Genomic DNA, 15,638 nt, shown 5'->3' with positions numbered 1-15,638 from the left:
GCGAACCATGTCGGCACTGAAACTGGAACGCGGCGCGTCCAGCCATTCCGCCTATGACCTGCGCGACTATCACGCGGCGGGCGAGGAACGGCACACGCTGGCCGTCATCGTGGACAACGAGGCGGGCGCGCTGGCCCGCGTGATCGGCCTGTTCTCGGGCCGCGGCTATAACATCGACAGCCTGACCGTGGCCGAGGTGGACCACACCGGCCACCGGTCGCGCATCACGCTGGTCACCCGCGGCACGCCCGCGGTGATCGAGCAGATCAAGGCGCAGCTTGGCCGCATCATCCCCGTCCACGAGGTCCACGACCTGACCGTCGAGGGGCCGTCCGTCGAACGCGAACTGGGTCTGTTCAAGGTCGCGGGGGCGGGCGACAAGCGCGTCGAGGCGCTGCGGATCAGCGACATCTTCCGCGCCAAGGTGGTTGATTCGACGCTGGAAAGCTTTGTGTTCGAGATCACCGGCACCCCGGAAAAGCTGGACGCATTCGCCGAGATGATGCGCCCGCTTGGTCTGGCCGAGGTCGCCCGGACGGGCGTCGCGGCCTTGGCCCGCGGCGCCTGACGGACTGCGCGGGCGCGCTGCGCCGAGTTGGCGCGGCGCCTTTTAACGCGCGGCGGCGGGGTCAGCCGACGGCGCGTTCCCGCAGGTCACGAAGCGGCACATCCTGGGACGGCTGCGCCGCGCCGCCGGGGACGACGGTCAGGCGCACCGGCCTGGCTGGTGCGTTCGTGGCCAGGCGCGTGCGCAGATCGCAATGGCCCGGCATCTGCTGCACCTGCCGGGCGATGCGCAGCTCTCCGTCGGTTTCGGGTTCAAAGGCGACGATGTCGCCCGACTCGGGCCACCGGGCGCCATCGACATCGCCCCGGTCGCGCAGATAGGCCAGCGCGCCGTTATCCTCGCACCAGATCACAGCCTTTTGGCGAAGCGAATCGCTCCACAAGACCACGCCGATCACTTCGCAATCCCTTCCGGCCGACGCCCGGTTGCCCTTGCGCACGCCCTACTCAATTGTTACCTTCGGAAACCTTGGTCGTTGAATGACAGCGATATAGGTCTGACGACAATGCTTATCGTCCGCGCGGCATCTGAGTCAAATATAAGCAAATATTCGCTCAAGAAGTGACGCAACGTTGTTTTATTGCAACGTATACGTGTGGTCGCGGTCGCCCTAGCCCGCGCGTCCGCTGCGGACATCGGCCACGGCGCGCGAGACGACCGCCTGCCGCTGCGCCCGCGACGGGTGGGTGCCCATCACGCGGTTGCCGGGATCGGGGATGCGGGCAAAGAACTGCGCGCCGTATTCGGGGTCAAAGCCGGCGTTCAGGGCGACGATGGCGCCCAGATAATCCGCCTCAAGCTCCCAATCCTTGGAATAATAGCGCGCGCCCATCTGCGCGCCCAGACGCTGCGCCGACTTGATCGCCACCGCGTCTGCGCCCGACGCCGCGGCGATCCCGGACAGGATCACCGCCCCGGCGGACGCGGCGCTGTTTTTCTGGTTGATATGGCCCAGAATATGGTGCGACGCCTCGTGCCCGACGACAAAGGCCAGCTCGTCCGCGTTCCGCGACGCCGCCAGCAGCGCCAGCGTAAAGCCGATGATCGGCCGCCCCGTCGAATCGACGGTCTGGAAGGCGTTCGCCTCAAGCCCGACGCGGTCGTCCACGACGAACTGGAAATCGCAGTTGATGGGCGTCTGGCGGCGCTGGATGCATTCCCGCTCGACCGCGGGTTCCAGGGTGCGGATGACCTGGGCAAAGGCAAGGGCGGACCCGCGGGCGGTGTTCGGCGTGGTCGACGGCGGCGCGGCCGAGGCGGTGGGCGACGGCACGCCGACGATGACCGGGTCCGGGCCGGGGGCCTGAACCGCGCAGCCGGCCAGCGCCGCAATCAGCGCCATCAGGGCCGGCACCCGCAGGCGGCGGCCCCGCAGGCCGGTCTTGTCGCTGATCGTCGTCCGGCTGCGTCTGGCCTGCATCGTCGTCCCCGTCCCGTGCGGCGGCCCGGTCGCACGCGCGCGCCGCTGCACCCTAGCGGCAAACGCCGGCGCTGGCCAAGCCCCGCCCCTTGCATCCCGCCGGGCGATCACGCGAAAGTTGCCTTGGCAATCAAGCGACAGGTCCGCATGTTCACCATCGAGCACGAATTCGACGCGACCGTCATCACCCTCATCGACGAGGCCCCGGCCGGCGAACTCCCGCTGGCCCACGACGTCACGATCCTGACCTTTGACGACCGGGTGGTGATCGAGCAGGCCGACGCCGACGGCGCCGTCGCCCGCGTCACGCTGAGCCTGCTTCAGGTCGAGGAATTGCGCGCGGCGCTGAACCTGCCCGAGGGGAGCTATCGGCTGGACCGCTGAGGCGATCCGCTCCGCAGCCAGCCGCGCCCCCGTCCCCTCGCGGCGTCCGGCGCGTCCGTGACACGCGACGCCCCTCGACGCGCGCCCGGCGCCCAGCTTTACGACCCGCCTGCGCCGTGGCATGGCGGCGGACGGCGCGGCCCGCGCCTTGCGCGCATTGCGGAAAGGACCGACGATGACCCCTCTCTCAGCCGAGGCGCTGCAGTTCCTGCGCCACCGCCGGTCGCACCCGCCCCGGACGCTGGCCGCGCCCGGCCCCAACCGGGATCAGCTGGCGGACCTGCTGACGCTGGCCGCGCGGGTGCCCGACCACGGCAAGCTGGAACCGTGGCGGTTCGTGGTGCTGGAACGCGCGGCGCTGGACCGGCTGGCCCCGGCGCTGGCCGATGCGGTCGCCGCGCAGGGCGGCGACGCGGCGGCGGTGGACAAGGCCCGGTCGGCCTTCGACTCGCCGCTGATCGTCGCGGTGGTGTCATCCCCCGCGCCGCACGCCAAGGTGCCGGAATGGGAACAGTTCCTGTCGGCGGGCAACGTCTGCCTGTCGCTGGTCAATGCCGCGCTGGCCGCGGGCTTTGGCGCGGCCTGGCTGACCGGACCCGCGGCCCAGCCCGAGTTTGCCCGCACCCACCTGGGCGTGACCGGGGACGAGCGGATCGTCGGCCTGATCCACATCGGCCGCCCCGGACCGGCCGCGATCCCCGACCGGCCCCGGCCGGACGTGGCGGCCAAGACGGTGTTCCTGTGATCGCCGCCCTTCGCGCGTTGGTGCTGGGCTGGCTGGACCTGCTGCGCCCGCGCGTGTTCGGCGTCGTGGTGCTGGGGGTGGGGCTGACATTGGCGCTGTTCGTCGCGCTGCAGGTCGCCCTGTTCTGGGCGCTGCGCGCTTGGGGCCCCGAGACGCTGGCGCTGCCCTGGATCGGCGATATTCCCGTGAATGGCGCGCTGTCCTGGGGCTCGCTTGCGCTGCTGCCGGTCATCAGCCTGTTTCTGGCCGCCCCCGTGGCCGCGGCCTTCGCAGGCCTGTTCTCGGAACGGGTGGCCGAAACGGTCGAGGCGGCGCATGGCTATCCGCCCGGCCGATCGCTGGATTTCGTCGATGGCCTGCTGGATTCCCTGGTCATCCTGGGGGCGGTCGTGATCGTCGGCGTCGTCGGTCTGATCCTGACGCCGCTGGTCGGGCCGCTGGCGCCCGTCGTGTTCTATGGCGCGAACGGCTGGCTCTTGGGGCGCGAGTTCTTTTCGCTGGCGGCGCGCCGCCACCTGGACGCCGGGCAGGCCGATGCGCTGCGGCGCGCGCGCGCCGGAACCGTCACCGCGCTGGGTGTCGGCATCGCGCTGCTGCTGACCGTGCCTGTCTTGAACATCGTGGTTCCGGTGCTGGCGGCGTCAGCCTTTACCCATCTGTTCCACGCGCTCAGCCGCGGTGGCCGAACTGCATGATGTGGTCGCGCGTGATCCAGCCCGACCAGATGACCGCCACGATCAGGCCGAAGATCGCCAGCGACAGCAGCGTGGCCATGACCGCCAGGCGGCCGACCCGCAGATCGTGGGGGGCGCCCTCGGGCGTGCCGGGGACGACCCGCCCCGCATCGGCCTGGCTGCGGTGGCCGAAGGGGATCAGCAGGAACAGCGACAGGAACCACAGCGTCGCGTAAAGCACCAGGCCGCCGGTCAGGGACATCAGACCTGCTCCAGCTCGATCAGGCAGCCGTCGAAATCCTTGGGGTGCAGGAACAGGACCGGCTTGCCGTGGGCGCCGATCTTCGGCTCTCCGCCGCCCAGCACGCGGGCGCCCTGCGCCTTCAGCGTGTCGCGGGCGGACAGGATGTCGTCGACCTCAAAGCACATGTGGTGGATGCCGCCGGTCGGGTTCTTGTCCAGAAAACCCCGGATCGGGCTGTTGTCGCCCAGCGGATACAGCAGCTCGACCTTGGTGTTCGGCAGCTCGATGAAGACGACGGTGACGCCGTGGTCGGGTTCGTCCTGCGGCGCGCCGACACGGGCGCCCAGCGTGTCGCGGTATCGCGCGACCGCGGCCTGCAGGTCCGGCACGGCGATGGCGACATGGTTCAGGCGACCGATCATGGCAATTTCCCCTTGCGATCCGGCCCCTCAATAGGGCCGGGCGGCGCCGGGGGAAAGACCTGCCGTCCGGGTGGCATTAACCGGACGTTAGCACTGATGCCGCTAGCCTTGGATCAAGCGCGATTCGGGAAGGAAACGCCATGCACCGAACTGAGACAGCCATCCGCGACGACGCCATCCCGCTGTGGCGCGCCGCCCTGCCCGGCCGGCCGCTGACCGGGTTGACCGTGCTTGTGGTCGAGGACTCGCGTTTCGCGTCCGAGGCCGTCCGCCTGCTTTGCCTGCGCTCGGGCGCGCGGATCCGTCGCGCCGACAGCCTGCGGACCGCCGCGCGCCATCTGCAGACCTATCGGCCCGCCGTGGTCATCATCGACATGGGCCTGCCGGACGGCAACGGGGCCGACCTGATCGCGCAGATGTCGGCGTTGGACCCTCGCGTGCCCGTGGTGCTGGGAATGTCGGGCGATCCCGACAACAAGGCCGTGGCGATGGCCGCTGGCGCGGACGGTTTCATCGAAAAACCCATCGAAAGCCTGGCGCTGTTCCAGCACCTCATCCTCGAGGCGCTGCCGGCCGAGGCCCGTCCGCTTGGGCCCCGGCTGCTGCCCGACGACATCGTGTCGCCCGACCCCGGCGCGCTGCGCGACGATCTGGCCCACGTGGCCGAGGTGCTGGCCGCGGCCGAGGACACGGGCGCGATCGACTATATCGCCCGCTTTCTGGCCGGCGTCGCCCGCTCGTCCCGCGATCGCCCGCTGGAGGATGCCGCCACGGCGCTGGCTCGCGACCATTCGGCAGGCCGCGCGCTTGCCGCCGACCTTGCCCGCATCAGCGGGCTGGTCCAGGACCGGCTGTCGGCGGTGGGCGCAATCTAGGCGGGCCGCGCCGCGACACCCGTTGTGGACGGTTCGATCTTTTTCGCGTTGGCGTGCGCAGCCCCGTGATCCTGCGATTGCAGGTTGCCGGTGCGTGGACCGCGGTCCGTGTCCTTCATCGGCTGGTGTCCGCTTTAACGGCGACGGCAGGTTGATGGCCAGCTATTCAGCCAGATATCCGATTGACGCGGTTGGGCCAGAATCAGGCGCTCGGTATCGCGCCGCGAAAGCTGGCTATTCAGCCGAGGTTTCCGATGGGCGCGGTTGCGTTGGCCGAGGGTGCTGCTCGGGTTCGATACCGCGGCGGCCCGCTTGCCGTGGACGCGCGGGCTGCGCGACCGCCCGCGTGCGGCGACCGCGCAAAGGGCCGCGAGACGATTGGGCGGCTTGTCCCGTTGGCTTGCGGCAGAACCATCGGGGCGTTGGCACATTGACCGTGATCCGGCGCTCATCGGCAAGCGGAACCCCGGACACTGCCCGCCCGCTGCCGGAACCTGCTATGCAGGCAAAATGTGGAACACCGCGGACGCGGCACCAAAGCCGCCGGACAGCGCCTCTGGTCGAGTGGTTCTGAAAGCACGTCGCCCCAGCGGCGAGAGTCCAGCGCCGCAGCCCCCAGGCGGGCGCGACGTCTGTTCCAGCCACAACGCACCCCCGCACTGCCGGCTGTCCGCGCGTCTGGGCCTGTGCAACCAACGGGATGCGACTGCCACCCGGCAGCCGCGATCCGGCAAGGGCGACCGCGCGCCCGCCATAGCGGACGCGCGGTCGCCGCCCTGCCGTCAGTCTTCCGTCAGATCCTCGCCGTCCTCGGCGTCCGCGCCGAATTCCAGGCCGTGGCTGGCGCGGATCTTGTCCTCGATGGCAAGTGCCACCGCGGGATTGTCGCGCAGGAACTGCTTGGCGTTCTCGCGCCCCTGCCCGATCCGTTCGTCGCCGTGCGAATACCACGCCCCGGATTTCTCGACCACGCCGGCCTTGACGCCCAGATCGATCAGCTCGCCGACCTTCGAGATGCCCTCGCCATACATGATGTCGAACTCGACCTGCTTGAACGGCGGGGCGACCTTGTTCTTGACGACCTTGACCTTGGTCGAGTTGCCCACGACCTCGTCGCGGTCCTTGATCGAGCCCGTGCGGCGGATGTCGAGGCGCACCGAGGCATAGAACTTGAGCGCGTTGCCGCCCGTGGTCGTCTCGGGGTTGCCGAACATGACGCCGATCTTCATGCGAATCTGGTTGATGAAGATCACCATGCAGTTCGACCGCCCGATCGAGGCGGTCAGCTTGCGCATCGCCTGGCTCATCAAACGGGCCTGGCTGCCCATCTGCATGTCGCCCATGTCGCCCTCGATCTCGGACTTGGGCGTCAAGGCCGCGACGGAATCGACCACGACCAGGCTGACCGCGCCGGAGCGAACCAGCGTGTCCACGATCTCCAGCGCCTGCTCGCCCGTGTCGGGCTGGCTGATCAGCAATTCGTCCAGGTTCACGCCCAGCTTCTTGGCGTATTGCGGGTCCAGCGCGTGTTCCGCATCGACGAACGCGCAGACCCCGCCCTTTTTCTGCTCTTCGGCCACGACATGCAGGGTCAGCGTGGTCTTTCCCGAGCTTTCCGGGCCGAAGATCTCGATGATGCGGCCCTTGGGCAGGCCGCCGATGCCCAGCGCGATGTCCAGCCCCAGCGAACCGGTCGAGGTCGCCTCGATCTCGGCCACCGGATTGTCGGCGCCCAGCTTCATGATCGAGCCCTTGCCGAACTGCCGTTCGATCTGCGCCAGGGCGCTGTCCAGCGCCTTTTGCCGGTCGGCACTGCGCTTTTCGTCCATTTTCAAGATGCTCGCCCCTGCCATGTTCCTGCCTTTCCCGACCTTATGCCAGCGCCGCGTGTCGCACAATCGCGCGCACGGTTCTTTGTTCCCGCAATGTTCTAGATCGTTCCCGCTGAATCGCAAGCGGAATCGCATTGCCTGCCGCATGAATGCACGGCAAATCTTAAGAATTCATTGACGCCGCAGCGCTTGTTCACCGCATCCGGCGGTGGCATGACAAGCCATGCAGTATTTCACCCGGCACCCGTGACCCCGGCAGCCCGCGCCCAGGCCGCGATCGAGATCCTTGACGTCATCCTGGACGGCGCCCCGGCCGAGGCGGCGCTGATCCGGTGGTCCCGCTCCAGCCGCTTCGCCGGTTCTGGCGACCGTGCCGCGGTGCGCGATCTTGTCTTCGCGGCGCTGCGGCGGCGCCGCTCGCTTGGCGCTCTTGGCGGCTCGGCGACCGGCCGCGGCCTGATCCTTGGCCTGCTGCGCGCCGCCGGCACCCCGCCGGACGAGCTGTTCACCGGCCACGGCCACGCCCCCGCCCCCCTGACCGTCGCCGAGCGCGAGGGGGGGCGCGATCCGACCCCGGCCGAGGCGCTGGACCTGCCCGACTGGGTCGCGCAGCGCCTGGCGGCGGAGCTCGGCCCCGACCTGCCCGTCGTGGCCGAGGCGTTGCGCCACCGCGCGCCGGTCTGGCTGCGCATCAACGCAGCCCGCACGGATGCCAGCCAGGCCGCCGGTATGTTGTCGCGCGACGGCATCGAAACGCAGCCGGCGACGCAGTGCCCGACCGCCCTGCGCGTGACGGCGGGCGAGCGCGGCCTGCAGTCGTCGCGCGCCTTTCGCGACGGGCTGGTCGAGCTGCAGGATCTGGCACCGCAGATCGCCTGCGCCGCCGTGCCGCTGGCGCCGGGCGCAACGGTCCTGGACTATTGCGCGGGCGGCGGCGGCAAGGCGCTGGCGCTGGCCGCCCGCGGCGCCAGCGTGACGGCCTGGGACGCCAGCCCCGCGCGCATGCGCGACCTGCCCGCCCGCGCCCGGCGCACGGGAGCCACGATCAACCGTGCGCCGGACCGCGGGCCGGACGGGCGATATGATGTCGTGCTGACGGATGTGCCCTGTTCGGGATCGGGGACATGGCGGCGCACGCCGGATGCGAAATGGCGCCTTTCCGCAGAGCAGCTGGACAGTTTTCCGGCCACGCAGCTGCAGATTATGGAAAATGCGGCGCAATATCTTAGGCCGGGTGGGCGGCTGGTCTACATGACCTGTTCGCTGTTCGCGGCCGAAAACCAAGGGGTAATCTCTCGGTTTCTTTCGGCGCATCAGCGGTTTGCACTGGAATCGTCGCTGTCCCAGCGTCCCGGCGCGGGCGAGGCGTCGCCGGATGGGTTCTTTCACGCGATCCTTCGCGATTTAACCGGCGGTTAACCCGCGTGCGGCTAGTCTGATGCGAATCGGGTCAAGGGGACAGGTGTCGATGACCGAACGGACCAACATTCCGGCCCGCGGCGTGGCGCTGTTGCCCTTGCTGATGCTGCCGGTCGCGATCGGCGCGGTGATGCTGGCCGTGCTGCCGGGCCACCCGCCGGGACGCTGGATGGTCATCGCCGGCTCGGTCGCCTGCGGCTGGTATCTGCTGGGGGGCATGCTGTCGCTGCGTCAGCTGTCCATTATCCTGCAGCGGCGGCGCGACCTGAACCGGGCGGTCCGGTCCTTGCCGGCGGCGGGTCTGGCGTGGGTCGTGGCGCCGGACGGGCGCATCCACGCTCAGACCGACGACGCCCACGCGTCACTGGACGTCGTCGGCGCAGAGGTCGGGGCGCTGGTCGCGAGGTTCACTGCGACGCCGGACCGCGTCGCGTCCTCCATGCTGGCACGCGCGCACGAACGCCGCCCGGCGGCGCTGGACCTGGCCGCAGGCGGGCGGATCGAGGCGCGGCGCATCGGCGGATCGGCCGCGCAGATCTGGCAGCTGACGCCCGCCGACACGCCGGCGGAACCGGCGATCCCGGCCCCCGCGGCCCACGGCGCCGATTTTGCGCGGCTGCCGGTCGCGCTGATGGAACTGGACGCGCAGGGTCTTGTGACCACTGCCAACGATGCGGCGATCGCGTTGCTGGGCCCGGTCGCCCCGGGCATGCCGTTGGGCGATCTGCTGGACGGGCCGGGGCGGCCGCTGGCCGACTGGGTCGCCGAGGTGCGGGAAGGCCGCGACATCGGCCGCGGCGAGGTTCTGCGCTGCAAGGCCGAGGGGCGCGAAAATCATGTCCAGGTCACGCTGGCCGCCGACGCCCGCACCGGCGGCGCCGTGGCCGTGCTGACCGACGCCAGCGCGATCAAGACGCTTGAGGCGCAGTTCGTGCAAAGCCAGAAGATGCAGGCGATCGGCCAGCTGGCCGGAGGAATCGCCCATGATTTCAACAACCTGCTCACGGCGATCACGGGACATTGCGACCTGCTGATGCTGCGGCGCGACAAGACCGACCCGGATTACGCCGACCTGCACCAGATTTCACAGAACGCCAACCGCGCGGCGGCGCTGGTCGAACAGCTGCTGGCGTTCTCGCGCAAGCAGACGCTCAAGCCGCAGATCCTCGACCTGCGCGACACGCTGTCGGACCTGACCCATCTGCTGAACCGGCTGGTGGGCGAGCGGGTGCTTTTGACCTTTACCAACGATCCCGCGCTGCGGCCGATCCGCGCCGACAAGCGGCAGCTGGAACAGGTGCTGATGAACCTGGTCGTCAATGCGCGCGACGCCATGCCGGGCGGCGGCGAGATCGTGATCCGGACCGACAATGTCCGGCTGGGCGCCGCGCAGGCGATGGACCGCGCCAGCCTGCCCCGGGGCGACTATGTCCGCGTCACCGTCTCGGACGAGGGATGCGGCATCGCGCCCGATCAGATCGACAAGATCTTCGATCCGTTCTTTACCACCAAGCGGCAGGGCGAGGGCACCGGGCTGGGCCTGTCGACGGTCTACGGGATCGTCAAGCAGACCGGCGGCTTTATCTTTTGCGACAGCACGGTGGGCGAGGGCACGACATTCACCCTGTTCTTCCCTTCGCAAAAGCGCGAGGCGATGGCGACGCCGGACCCGGTGCCCGCGCCGCAGCCGGTCGTGCAGGATCCGACCCTGCAGGACCGGCAGCGCAGCGTCCTTCTGGTCGAGGACGAGGGCGCGGTCCGCGCCTTTGCCGCGCGCGCGCTGCGCCTGCGGGGGTTCGAGGTGGTCGAGGCGGACTGCGCCGAACGCGCGCTGGACCTGCTGAAGGATGACAGGCTGGCGGTCGACCTGTTCGTGACGGACGTGGTCATGCCCGGCATGGACGGCCCCACCTGGGTGCGGGCTGCGCTGCGCGACCGGCCCGGCACCAAGGTGATCTTCGTGTCCGGCTACAGCGAGGTGACGCTGTCCGACGCGTCCTCGCCGATCCCCGGGGCGCTGTTCCTGCCCAAACCGTTTTCGCTGTCGGAACTGATCGCCAGCGTCGAGAACCACCTGGCGGGCCTTCCCGGGCCGGCCGTCCCAGCCGAGACTGCGGCGGTTGGCTGAGGGTGCGGCGACCGGCACCGGCAGATGGACCGACCCGCGACGCAGCCGGGCTGCGGCGGATGGCCGCCGTGTCGCCGAAAGGCCCCCCCAGAAGGCCACGGCGGGCCGCATCCGGTCCGCAACGCAAGTGCCCAGGGGCTGGGCCCGCCACGCAGCCGGGTTGCGGCCGCCCGATGCAAGCGGCCACAGCGACCTCAGGCCCTGCGCCGCTGGCGGTCGCGCCATTCGGGCGCGATGTCCGCCGGCAGGTTCAGGGGCGCCAGCATGCCGCGGCCCAGCACGTGGTCGGCGGCCTTCTCGCCCGCCATCAGGCTGGGCGCGTTCAGGTTGCCGTTGGTGATGCGGGGAAAGACGCTGCTGTCCGCCACCCGCAGCCCCTCGACGCCGATCACCCGCAGTTCCGGGTCGACCACGGCCAGCCTGTCATCGGCGCGACCGATGCGCGCGGTGCCGCAGGGATGATAGGCGGACTCGGCATGGTCGCGGATAAAGGCGTCGATCTCGTCGTCGCTTCCGGTCTGCGGGCCGGGCTGGATCTCTTCGCCCCGATAGGGGGCGAACGCCGGCTGCGCGAAGATCTCGCGGGTCAGCCGCACGCAGGCGCGGAAGTCGGCCCAGTCCTGCGCGGTCGACATATAGTTGAACCGGATCTCGGGCGTTTCGGCCGGGTCGGGCGATCGCAGCCGCACCGTCCCGCGCGAAGGCGACCGCATCGGGCCGACATGCGCCTGGAATCCGTGCCCCTCGATCCCCGCCTTGCCGTCATAGCGCACCGCCAGCGGCAGGAAATGATACTGGATGTCGGGGTAATCGACGCCTGCGCGCGACCGGATGAACCCGCAGCTTTCGAACTGGTTCGACGCGCCCAGGCCCTTGCCGGTCGCCATCCACTGCGCCCCGATGGTTCCCTTGCCCCACAGGTTCCAGTGCTTGTAAAGCGTGACCGGCAGGATCGCCTGATACTGCATATAGATTTCAAGATGATCCTGCAGGTTCGCGCCGACCCCCGGCCGGTCGGCAAGAACCTCGATCCCGTGGCCGCGCAGGTGTTCGGCAGGCCCGATCCCCGACAGCATCAGCAGCTTGGGGGTGTTGATGCTGCTGGCCGACAGGATCACCTCGGCCCGCGCCGCGACCGTCCAGCGCACGCCGCCCCGGCGCACCGCGACCCCGACCGCACGGTTGCCGTCGAACACCACCCGTTCCGCCAGCGCGCGCACGATCCGCAGCCGCCCCGTGGCCAGCGCCGGGCGCAGATAGGCGTTGGCGGCCGACCAGCGCCGCCCCTGCCAGATCGAGGCCTCCATCGGGCCGAAGCCTTCCTGCCGGGCGCCGTTATAGTCGCCGGTGACCGGATAGCCGGCCTGCGCGCCCGCCTCGATGAAGGCGTTGAACAGCGGGTTCGCCCGCGGGCCGCGGGTCACGTGGACCGGACCGTCGGTGCCGCGATACGGGCTGGGCTCGCCATCGTCGCCGTGCCACGTCTCCATCCGCTTGAAATAGGGCAGCACGTCGGCATAGGCCCAGCCCGCCGCGCCCTGTTCGGCCCAGTGATCGAAATCGCGGGCATGGCCGCGCACGAACACCATCCCGTTGATCGAGGACGAGCCGCCCAGCACCTTGCCGCGCGGCGTGACCAGCCGCCGCCCGCCCAGATGCGGCTCGGGCTCGGACTGGAAACCCCAGTCATAGCGGCGCATGTTCATCGGATAGCTGAGCGCCGCGGGCATCTGGATGAACGGTCCGGCGTCGCTGCCGCCGTATTCGACCAGATCGACGCGGCGCCCGGCCATGACCAGCCGATAGGCCAGCGCGCAGCCCGCCGAACCCGCGCCGACGATGACATAGTCAGCGACCTCGGCCGCGGGGCCGCCACGGCGGGCGTCAATACGGGGCATCGACCGCCCCCATCCCGACATAGACGGACTTGACCTGTGAATAGGCGTCGATCGCGGCGGCCGAGTTCTCGCGCCCGAACCCCGACATCTTCATCGCGCCGAACGGCATCTCGACGGGAGTCAGGTTATAGGCGTTGATCCAGCATGTCCCCGCCTGCAGCGCCGCGACGACCCGGTGCGCGCGCGACAGGTCGCGGGTGAACACCCCGGCGGCAAGGCCATAGATGGTCGCGTTGGCGCGGGCGACCGCCTCGGCCTCGGTGTCGAAGGGCAGGACGGTCATCACCGGGCCGAAGATCTCGTCCGTGGCGACGGACATCGCGTCGGTGGCGTCGGCCAGCACCGTCGGCGGCACGAACGCCCCCTGCCCCGGCCCGCCGCAGACCAGCCGCGCGCCCTCGGCCTGGCCCGTGGCGATGGCGGCGCGGATCCGGCCCGCCTGCGCGGGCGAGATGATCGGGCCCAGTTGCGTCGCCTCGTCCAGCGGATCGCCCGCGACGATGGCCGAGGTGCGTTCGGCCAGCCGGGCGAGGAAGGCGTCATACAGCCCGCGCTGGACAAAGACCCGGGTGCCGTTGGAACAGACCTGCCCCGAGGAATAGAAATTGCCCAGCATCGCCGCGCCGACCGCGTCATCAAGGCTGGCGTCGTCGAAGACGATCAGCGGCGACTTGCCGCCCAGCTCCATCGTGACGTGGCGCATCCCCTCGGCCGCGGCGGCATAGACGCGCCGCCCCGTCGGCACCGACCCGGTCAGCGAGACCTTGGCCACACGCGGATCGCCGACCAGCGCCGCGCCCACCGCGCCCGCGCCCTGCACGACGTTGAACAGCCCTGCGGGCAGGCCGGCCCGGGCCAGGATCGCGGCCAGTTCCAGCGCACCAAGCGGGGTTTCCTCGCTGGGCTTGAACACCACCGCGTTGCCCATGATCAGCGCGGGCGCGGCCTTCCAGCAGGCGATCTGGCTGGGATAGTTCCACGCGCCGATGGCCGCGACGACGCCCAGCGGCTCGCGCCGCGTATAGGCCCAGTCGTCGCCCAGCGGGATCATCTGCCCGGTCAGCGTGGGGCCAAGCCCCGCGAAATATTCCAGCGCATCCGCGCCCGACGGCCAGTCGGCGACGCGGGTTTCCTGGATCGGCTTGCCGGTGTCCAGCGTCTCCAGCCGGGCCAGCTCCTCGGCCCGGTCGCGGATGATGGCGGCGGCGCGGGACAGGACGCGGGCGCGGTCCACCGGCCGCAGGGCGGCCCAGGGGGGCTGGGCAGCAGCGGCGGCGGCGCAGGCCTGCGCGACCTGCGCGGCGCTGGCCTCGTGCAGGGTCGCAATGGTCTCCCCGGTGTAGGGATAGCGGACGGTCAGCGGCGCGCCCTGCCCCTCGACCGGGGCGCCGTCGATCCACAGGGATGCGGCGGGTTGGACGGAATGGCTCATGCCAGCACCTCGTTCAGGTAATCGGCGACCAGCGCGGTGGCGCGGTCGGGATCGGGGTCGCTGCGTTGTTCCAGCACCGCGCGCAGATAGACGCCGTCGATCAGCGCCCCCAGCGTCGCCGCGACGGGCACGGCGCGGTCGCCCAACCGGGGGCGCAGCGCATGGACCAGGTTCGACCGCAGCCGGCGGTGATAGACGGCCAGCAGCCGCGCCGCCTGCGGGTCGGTCAGGGCCAGCGCGTAAAAATTCAGCCACGCGGCAACGGCGTCCCGTTCAAAGTTCCCGCCCGAAAAGCTGGCCCGCACGATGGCAAGCGCGCGCCCATCCGGGCCTGCCTGCGCCAGCCCCGCCCGCACCCCTTCGGCATAGCGCGACAGGATGTGGCGCATGGCGGCCAGGAACATCTGGGTCTTGGACCCGAAATAATGATGCGCCAGCGCCGGCGACATGCCCGCGTGCCGCGCAATCTGCGCCACCGTCACGTCCAGCGACCCCGCCCGCCCGACGACGGCGATTGCGGCGTTGATCAGCGCCGCCTTTCGGATAGGCTCTGCGCCAGCTTTGTGCATGGGCTCACCGGCAGGAAATGGTTGCCAAGCGGGCCTAGCGCATCTTTAATTGACTAGTCAATCAACAACACGGGGAGAAAACCGCATGACATTCCGCCGCACCCTCGCCGCGCTGGCGCTGACCGGCGCGCTGGCCGGCCCCGCGACCGCCGCCGAACCCGAAAGCTGCAAGGCGGTCCGCTTTTCCGACGTCGGCTGGTCGGACATCACGGCGACGACGGCGCTGGCGACCACCGTGCTGCAGGCGCTGGGATACGAGACCGAGATCAAGGTGCTGTCGGTTCCCGTCACCTATACGGCGCTGTCCACCGACGATATCGACGTGTTCCTGGGCAACTGGATGCCCACGATGGAGGCCGACATCCGCCCCTATGCCGAGGCCGGAACCGTGGACACCGTCCGCACCAACCTGACCGGCGCCAAGTATACGCTGGCCACCAACAAGGCCGGCGCAGACCTTGGCATCACGGATTTCGCCGGCATCGCCGCGCATGGCGACGCGCTGGACGCCAAGATCTATGGGATCGAGCCGGGCAACGACGGCAACCGCCTGCTGCTGGACATGGTGGCGCAGGACAAGTTCGGCCTGGGGACGTGGGAGATCGTCGAAAGTTCCGAACAGGGGATGCTGGCGCAGGTCCAGCGCGCCGACGCGGCGGGCAAGCCCGTGGTGTTCCTGGGCTGGGAACCGCACCCGATGAACAGCCAGTTCACGCTGACCTATCTGCAGGGCGGCGACGAGGTCTTCGGTCCGAACCTTGGCGGGGCCGAGGTGCGCACCAACACCCGCGCGGGCTATGCCGCGGAATGTCCGAACGTGGGCAAGTTCCTGCAGAACCTGGCATTCACCCTGCCGATGGAGAACGAGGTCATGGGCGCGATCCTGAACGACGGCCAGCAGCCGCCCGACGCCGCCGCGGCCTGGCTGAAGGCGAACCCGGACGCGGCCGCGCCCTGGCTGGACGGGGTGACGACCTTTGACGGGGGCGACGCCGCCGCCGCGCTGGCCGCGGCCCTGGGCGACTGAC

At 70.0% G+C, this 15,638-nt stretch carries 16 protein-coding genes; 8 read left to right on the top strand and 8 right to left on the bottom strand.

The features are described 5' to 3' along the window. Positions 1-7: 7 nt before the first annotated feature. Positions 8-568: an acetolactate synthase small subunit gene (gene ilvN / locus EPA64_RS09380; RefSeq protein WP_134726060.1), complete on the top strand. Its 561-nt coding sequence runs from the start codon at positions 8-10 to the stop codon at positions 566-568. 61 nt (positions 569-629) lie between these two features. Here ilvN and EPA64_RS09375 read toward each other — a convergent pair whose 3' ends face one another. Both EPA64_RS09375 and EPA64_RS09370 read right to left on the bottom strand, forming a co-directional pair. Then, complete coding sequence (locus EPA64_RS09375) at positions 630-965, bottom strand: hypothetical protein (RefSeq protein ID WP_134726058.1); 336 nt, start codon at positions 963-965, stop codon at positions 630-632. A 213-nt stretch (positions 966-1,178) separates the two neighbouring features. Then, a complete protein-coding gene (locus tag EPA64_RS09370) occupies positions 1,179-1,988 on the bottom strand; it encodes a M48 family metalloprotease (RefSeq protein ID WP_246026702.1) in 810 nt (269 codons plus the stop codon). 147 nt (positions 1,989-2,135) lie between these two features. Here EPA64_RS09370 and EPA64_RS09365 point away from each other — a divergent pair, with 147 nt between their 5' ends. From EPA64_RS09365 to EPA64_RS09355, 3 genes are all read left to right on the top strand, one after another. Beyond that, the gene (locus tag EPA64_RS09365; RefSeq protein ID WP_134726056.1) at positions 2,136-2,372 is read left to right on the top strand and encodes a hypothetical protein; all 237 of its coding nucleotides are present in this window, start codon (positions 2,136-2,138) and stop codon (positions 2,370-2,372) included. 175 nt (positions 2,373-2,547) lie between these two features. Further along, complete coding sequence (locus EPA64_RS09360; RefSeq protein ID WP_134726054.1) at positions 2,548-3,117, top strand: nitroreductase family protein; 570 nt, start codon at positions 2,548-2,550, stop codon at positions 3,115-3,117. Then, entirely contained in the window at positions 3,114-3,812 is a 699-nt protein-coding gene (locus EPA64_RS09355; RefSeq protein ID WP_246026701.1) for an EI24 domain-containing protein, read from the top strand. The genes EPA64_RS09360 and EPA64_RS09355 overlap by 4 nt, the downstream gene beginning before the upstream one ends. Here the strand turns inward: EPA64_RS09355 and EPA64_RS09350 are convergent. Both EPA64_RS09350 and mce read right to left on the bottom strand, forming a co-directional pair. Further along, on the bottom strand, positions 3,787-4,053 hold the full coding sequence (locus EPA64_RS09350) for a DUF1467 family protein (protein WP_134726052.1): 267 nt from the start codon (positions 4,051-4,053) through the stop codon (positions 3,787-3,789). The two genes, EPA64_RS09355 and EPA64_RS09350, sit on opposite strands and share 26 nt — an antisense overlap. Then, complete coding sequence (mce, locus tag EPA64_RS09345; protein ID WP_134726051.1) at positions 4,053-4,457, bottom strand: methylmalonyl-CoA epimerase; 405 nt, start codon at positions 4,455-4,457, stop codon at positions 4,053-4,055. The genes EPA64_RS09350 and mce overlap by 1 nt, the downstream gene beginning before the upstream one ends. Before the next feature lie 140 nt (positions 4,458-4,597). Between mce and EPA64_RS09340 the strand changes: the two genes are divergently transcribed. Beyond that, positions 4,598-5,332 carry a response regulator gene (locus tag EPA64_RS09340; RefSeq protein ID WP_134726049.1) on the top strand — a complete coding sequence of 245 codons (735 nt, stop codon included), beginning with the start codon at positions 4,598-4,600 and terminating at the stop codon, positions 5,330-5,332. Between the two features lie 782 nt (positions 5,333-6,114). Here the strand turns inward: EPA64_RS09340 and recA are convergent. Beyond that, on the bottom strand, positions 6,115-7,185 hold the full coding sequence (gene recA / locus EPA64_RS09335; RefSeq protein WP_134726047.1) for a recombinase RecA: 1,071 nt from the start codon (positions 7,183-7,185) through the stop codon (positions 6,115-6,117). Positions 7,186-7,410: 225 nt separating this feature from the next. On the opposite strand from recA, the gene EPA64_RS09330 reads away from it, so the two are divergent. After that, positions 7,411-8,583: an RsmB/NOP family class I SAM-dependent RNA methyltransferase gene (locus tag EPA64_RS09330; protein ID WP_134726199.1), complete on the top strand. Its 1,173-nt coding sequence runs from the start codon at positions 7,411-7,413 to the stop codon at positions 8,581-8,583. Between the two features lie 49 nt (positions 8,584-8,632). Continuing rightward, positions 8,633-10,711: a hybrid sensor histidine kinase/response regulator gene (locus tag EPA64_RS09325; RefSeq protein WP_246026699.1), complete on the top strand. Its 2,079-nt coding sequence runs from the start codon at positions 8,633-8,635 to the stop codon at positions 10,709-10,711. Positions 10,712-10,905: 194 nt separating this feature from the next. On the opposite strand, the gene betA is transcribed toward EPA64_RS09325, so the two are convergent. Genes betA through betI form a run of 3 tightly spaced genes read right to left on the bottom strand, consistent with a single transcriptional unit; the run spans position 10,906 to position 14,610 of the window. Further along, positions 10,906-12,609 carry a choline dehydrogenase gene (gene betA, locus EPA64_RS09320; RefSeq protein ID WP_134726044.1) on the bottom strand — a complete coding sequence of 568 codons (1,704 nt, stop codon included), beginning with the start codon at positions 12,607-12,609 and terminating at the stop codon, positions 10,906-10,908. Continuing rightward, a complete protein-coding gene (gene betB, locus EPA64_RS09315) occupies positions 12,596-14,041 on the bottom strand; it encodes a betaine-aldehyde dehydrogenase (RefSeq protein ID WP_134726042.1) in 1,446 nt (481 codons plus the stop codon). The genes betA and betB overlap by 14 nt, the downstream gene beginning before the upstream one ends. Next, entirely contained in the window at positions 14,038-14,610 is a 573-nt protein-coding gene (gene betI / locus EPA64_RS09310) for a choline-binding transcriptional repressor BetI (protein WP_134726040.1), read from the bottom strand. The genes betB and betI overlap by 4 nt, the downstream gene beginning before the upstream one ends. An 85-nt stretch (positions 14,611-14,695) precedes the next feature. Between betI and choX the strand changes: the two genes are divergently transcribed. Next, positions 14,696-15,637, top strand: coding sequence for a choline ABC transporter substrate-binding protein (choX, locus tag EPA64_RS09305; RefSeq protein ID WP_134726038.1), 942 nt, complete (start codon positions 14,696-14,698; stop codon positions 15,635-15,637). Position 15,638 lies beyond the last annotated feature (1 nt).

The sequence above is a fragment of the Paracoccus luteus genome (assembly GCF_004522155.1).
GTDB lineage: Bacteria > Pseudomonadota > Alphaproteobacteria > Rhodobacterales > Rhodobacteraceae > Paracoccus > Paracoccus luteus.
This window is presented reverse-complemented; position numbering and strand designations above follow the sequence as displayed.

Bases quoted from the DNA above. Each gene is read 5' to 3' on its own strand.
- ilvN (WP_134726060.1), top strand. From the start codon at position 8: ATGTCGGCACTGAAACTGGAACGCGGCGCGTCCAGCCATTCCGCCTAT.
- EPA64_RS09325 (WP_246026699.1), top strand. From the start codon at position 8,633: ATGACCGAACGGACCAACATTCCGGCCCGCGGCGTGGCGCTGTTGCCC.
- betB (WP_134726042.1), bottom strand. From the start codon at position 14,041: ATGAGCCATTCCGTCCAACCCGCCGCATCCCTGTGGATCGACGGCGCC.
- mce (WP_134726051.1), bottom strand. From the start codon at position 4,457: ATGATCGGTCGCCTGAACCATGTCGCCATCGCCGTGCCGGACCTGCAG.
- EPA64_RS09365 (WP_134726056.1), top strand. From the start codon at position 2,136: ATGTTCACCATCGAGCACGAATTCGACGCGACCGTCATCACCCTCATC.
- EPA64_RS09340 (WP_134726049.1), top strand. From the start codon at position 4,598: ATGCACCGAACTGAGACAGCCATCCGCGACGACGCCATCCCGCTGTGG.
- betA (WP_134726044.1), bottom strand. From the start codon at position 12,609: ATGCCCCGTATTGACGCCCGCCGTGGCGGCCCCGCGGCCGAGGTCGCT.
- choX (WP_134726038.1), top strand. From the start codon at position 14,696: ATGACATTCCGCCGCACCCTCGCCGCGCTGGCGCTGACCGGCGCGCTG.
- EPA64_RS09350 (WP_134726052.1), bottom strand. From the start codon at position 4,053: ATGTCCCTGACCGGCGGCCTGGTGCTTTACGCGACGCTGTGGTTCCTG.
- EPA64_RS09360 (WP_134726054.1), top strand. From the start codon at position 2,548: ATGACCCCTCTCTCAGCCGAGGCGCTGCAGTTCCTGCGCCACCGCCGG.
- recA (WP_134726047.1), bottom strand. From the start codon at position 7,185: ATGGCAGGGGCGAGCATCTTGAAAATGGACGAAAAGCGCAGTGCCGAC.
- betI (WP_134726040.1), bottom strand. From the start codon at position 14,610: ATGCACAAAGCTGGCGCAGAGCCTATCCGAAAGGCGGCGCTGATCAAC.
- EPA64_RS09370 (WP_246026702.1), bottom strand. From the start codon at position 1,988: ATGCAGGCCAGACGCAGCCGGACGACGATCAGCGACAAGACCGGCCTG.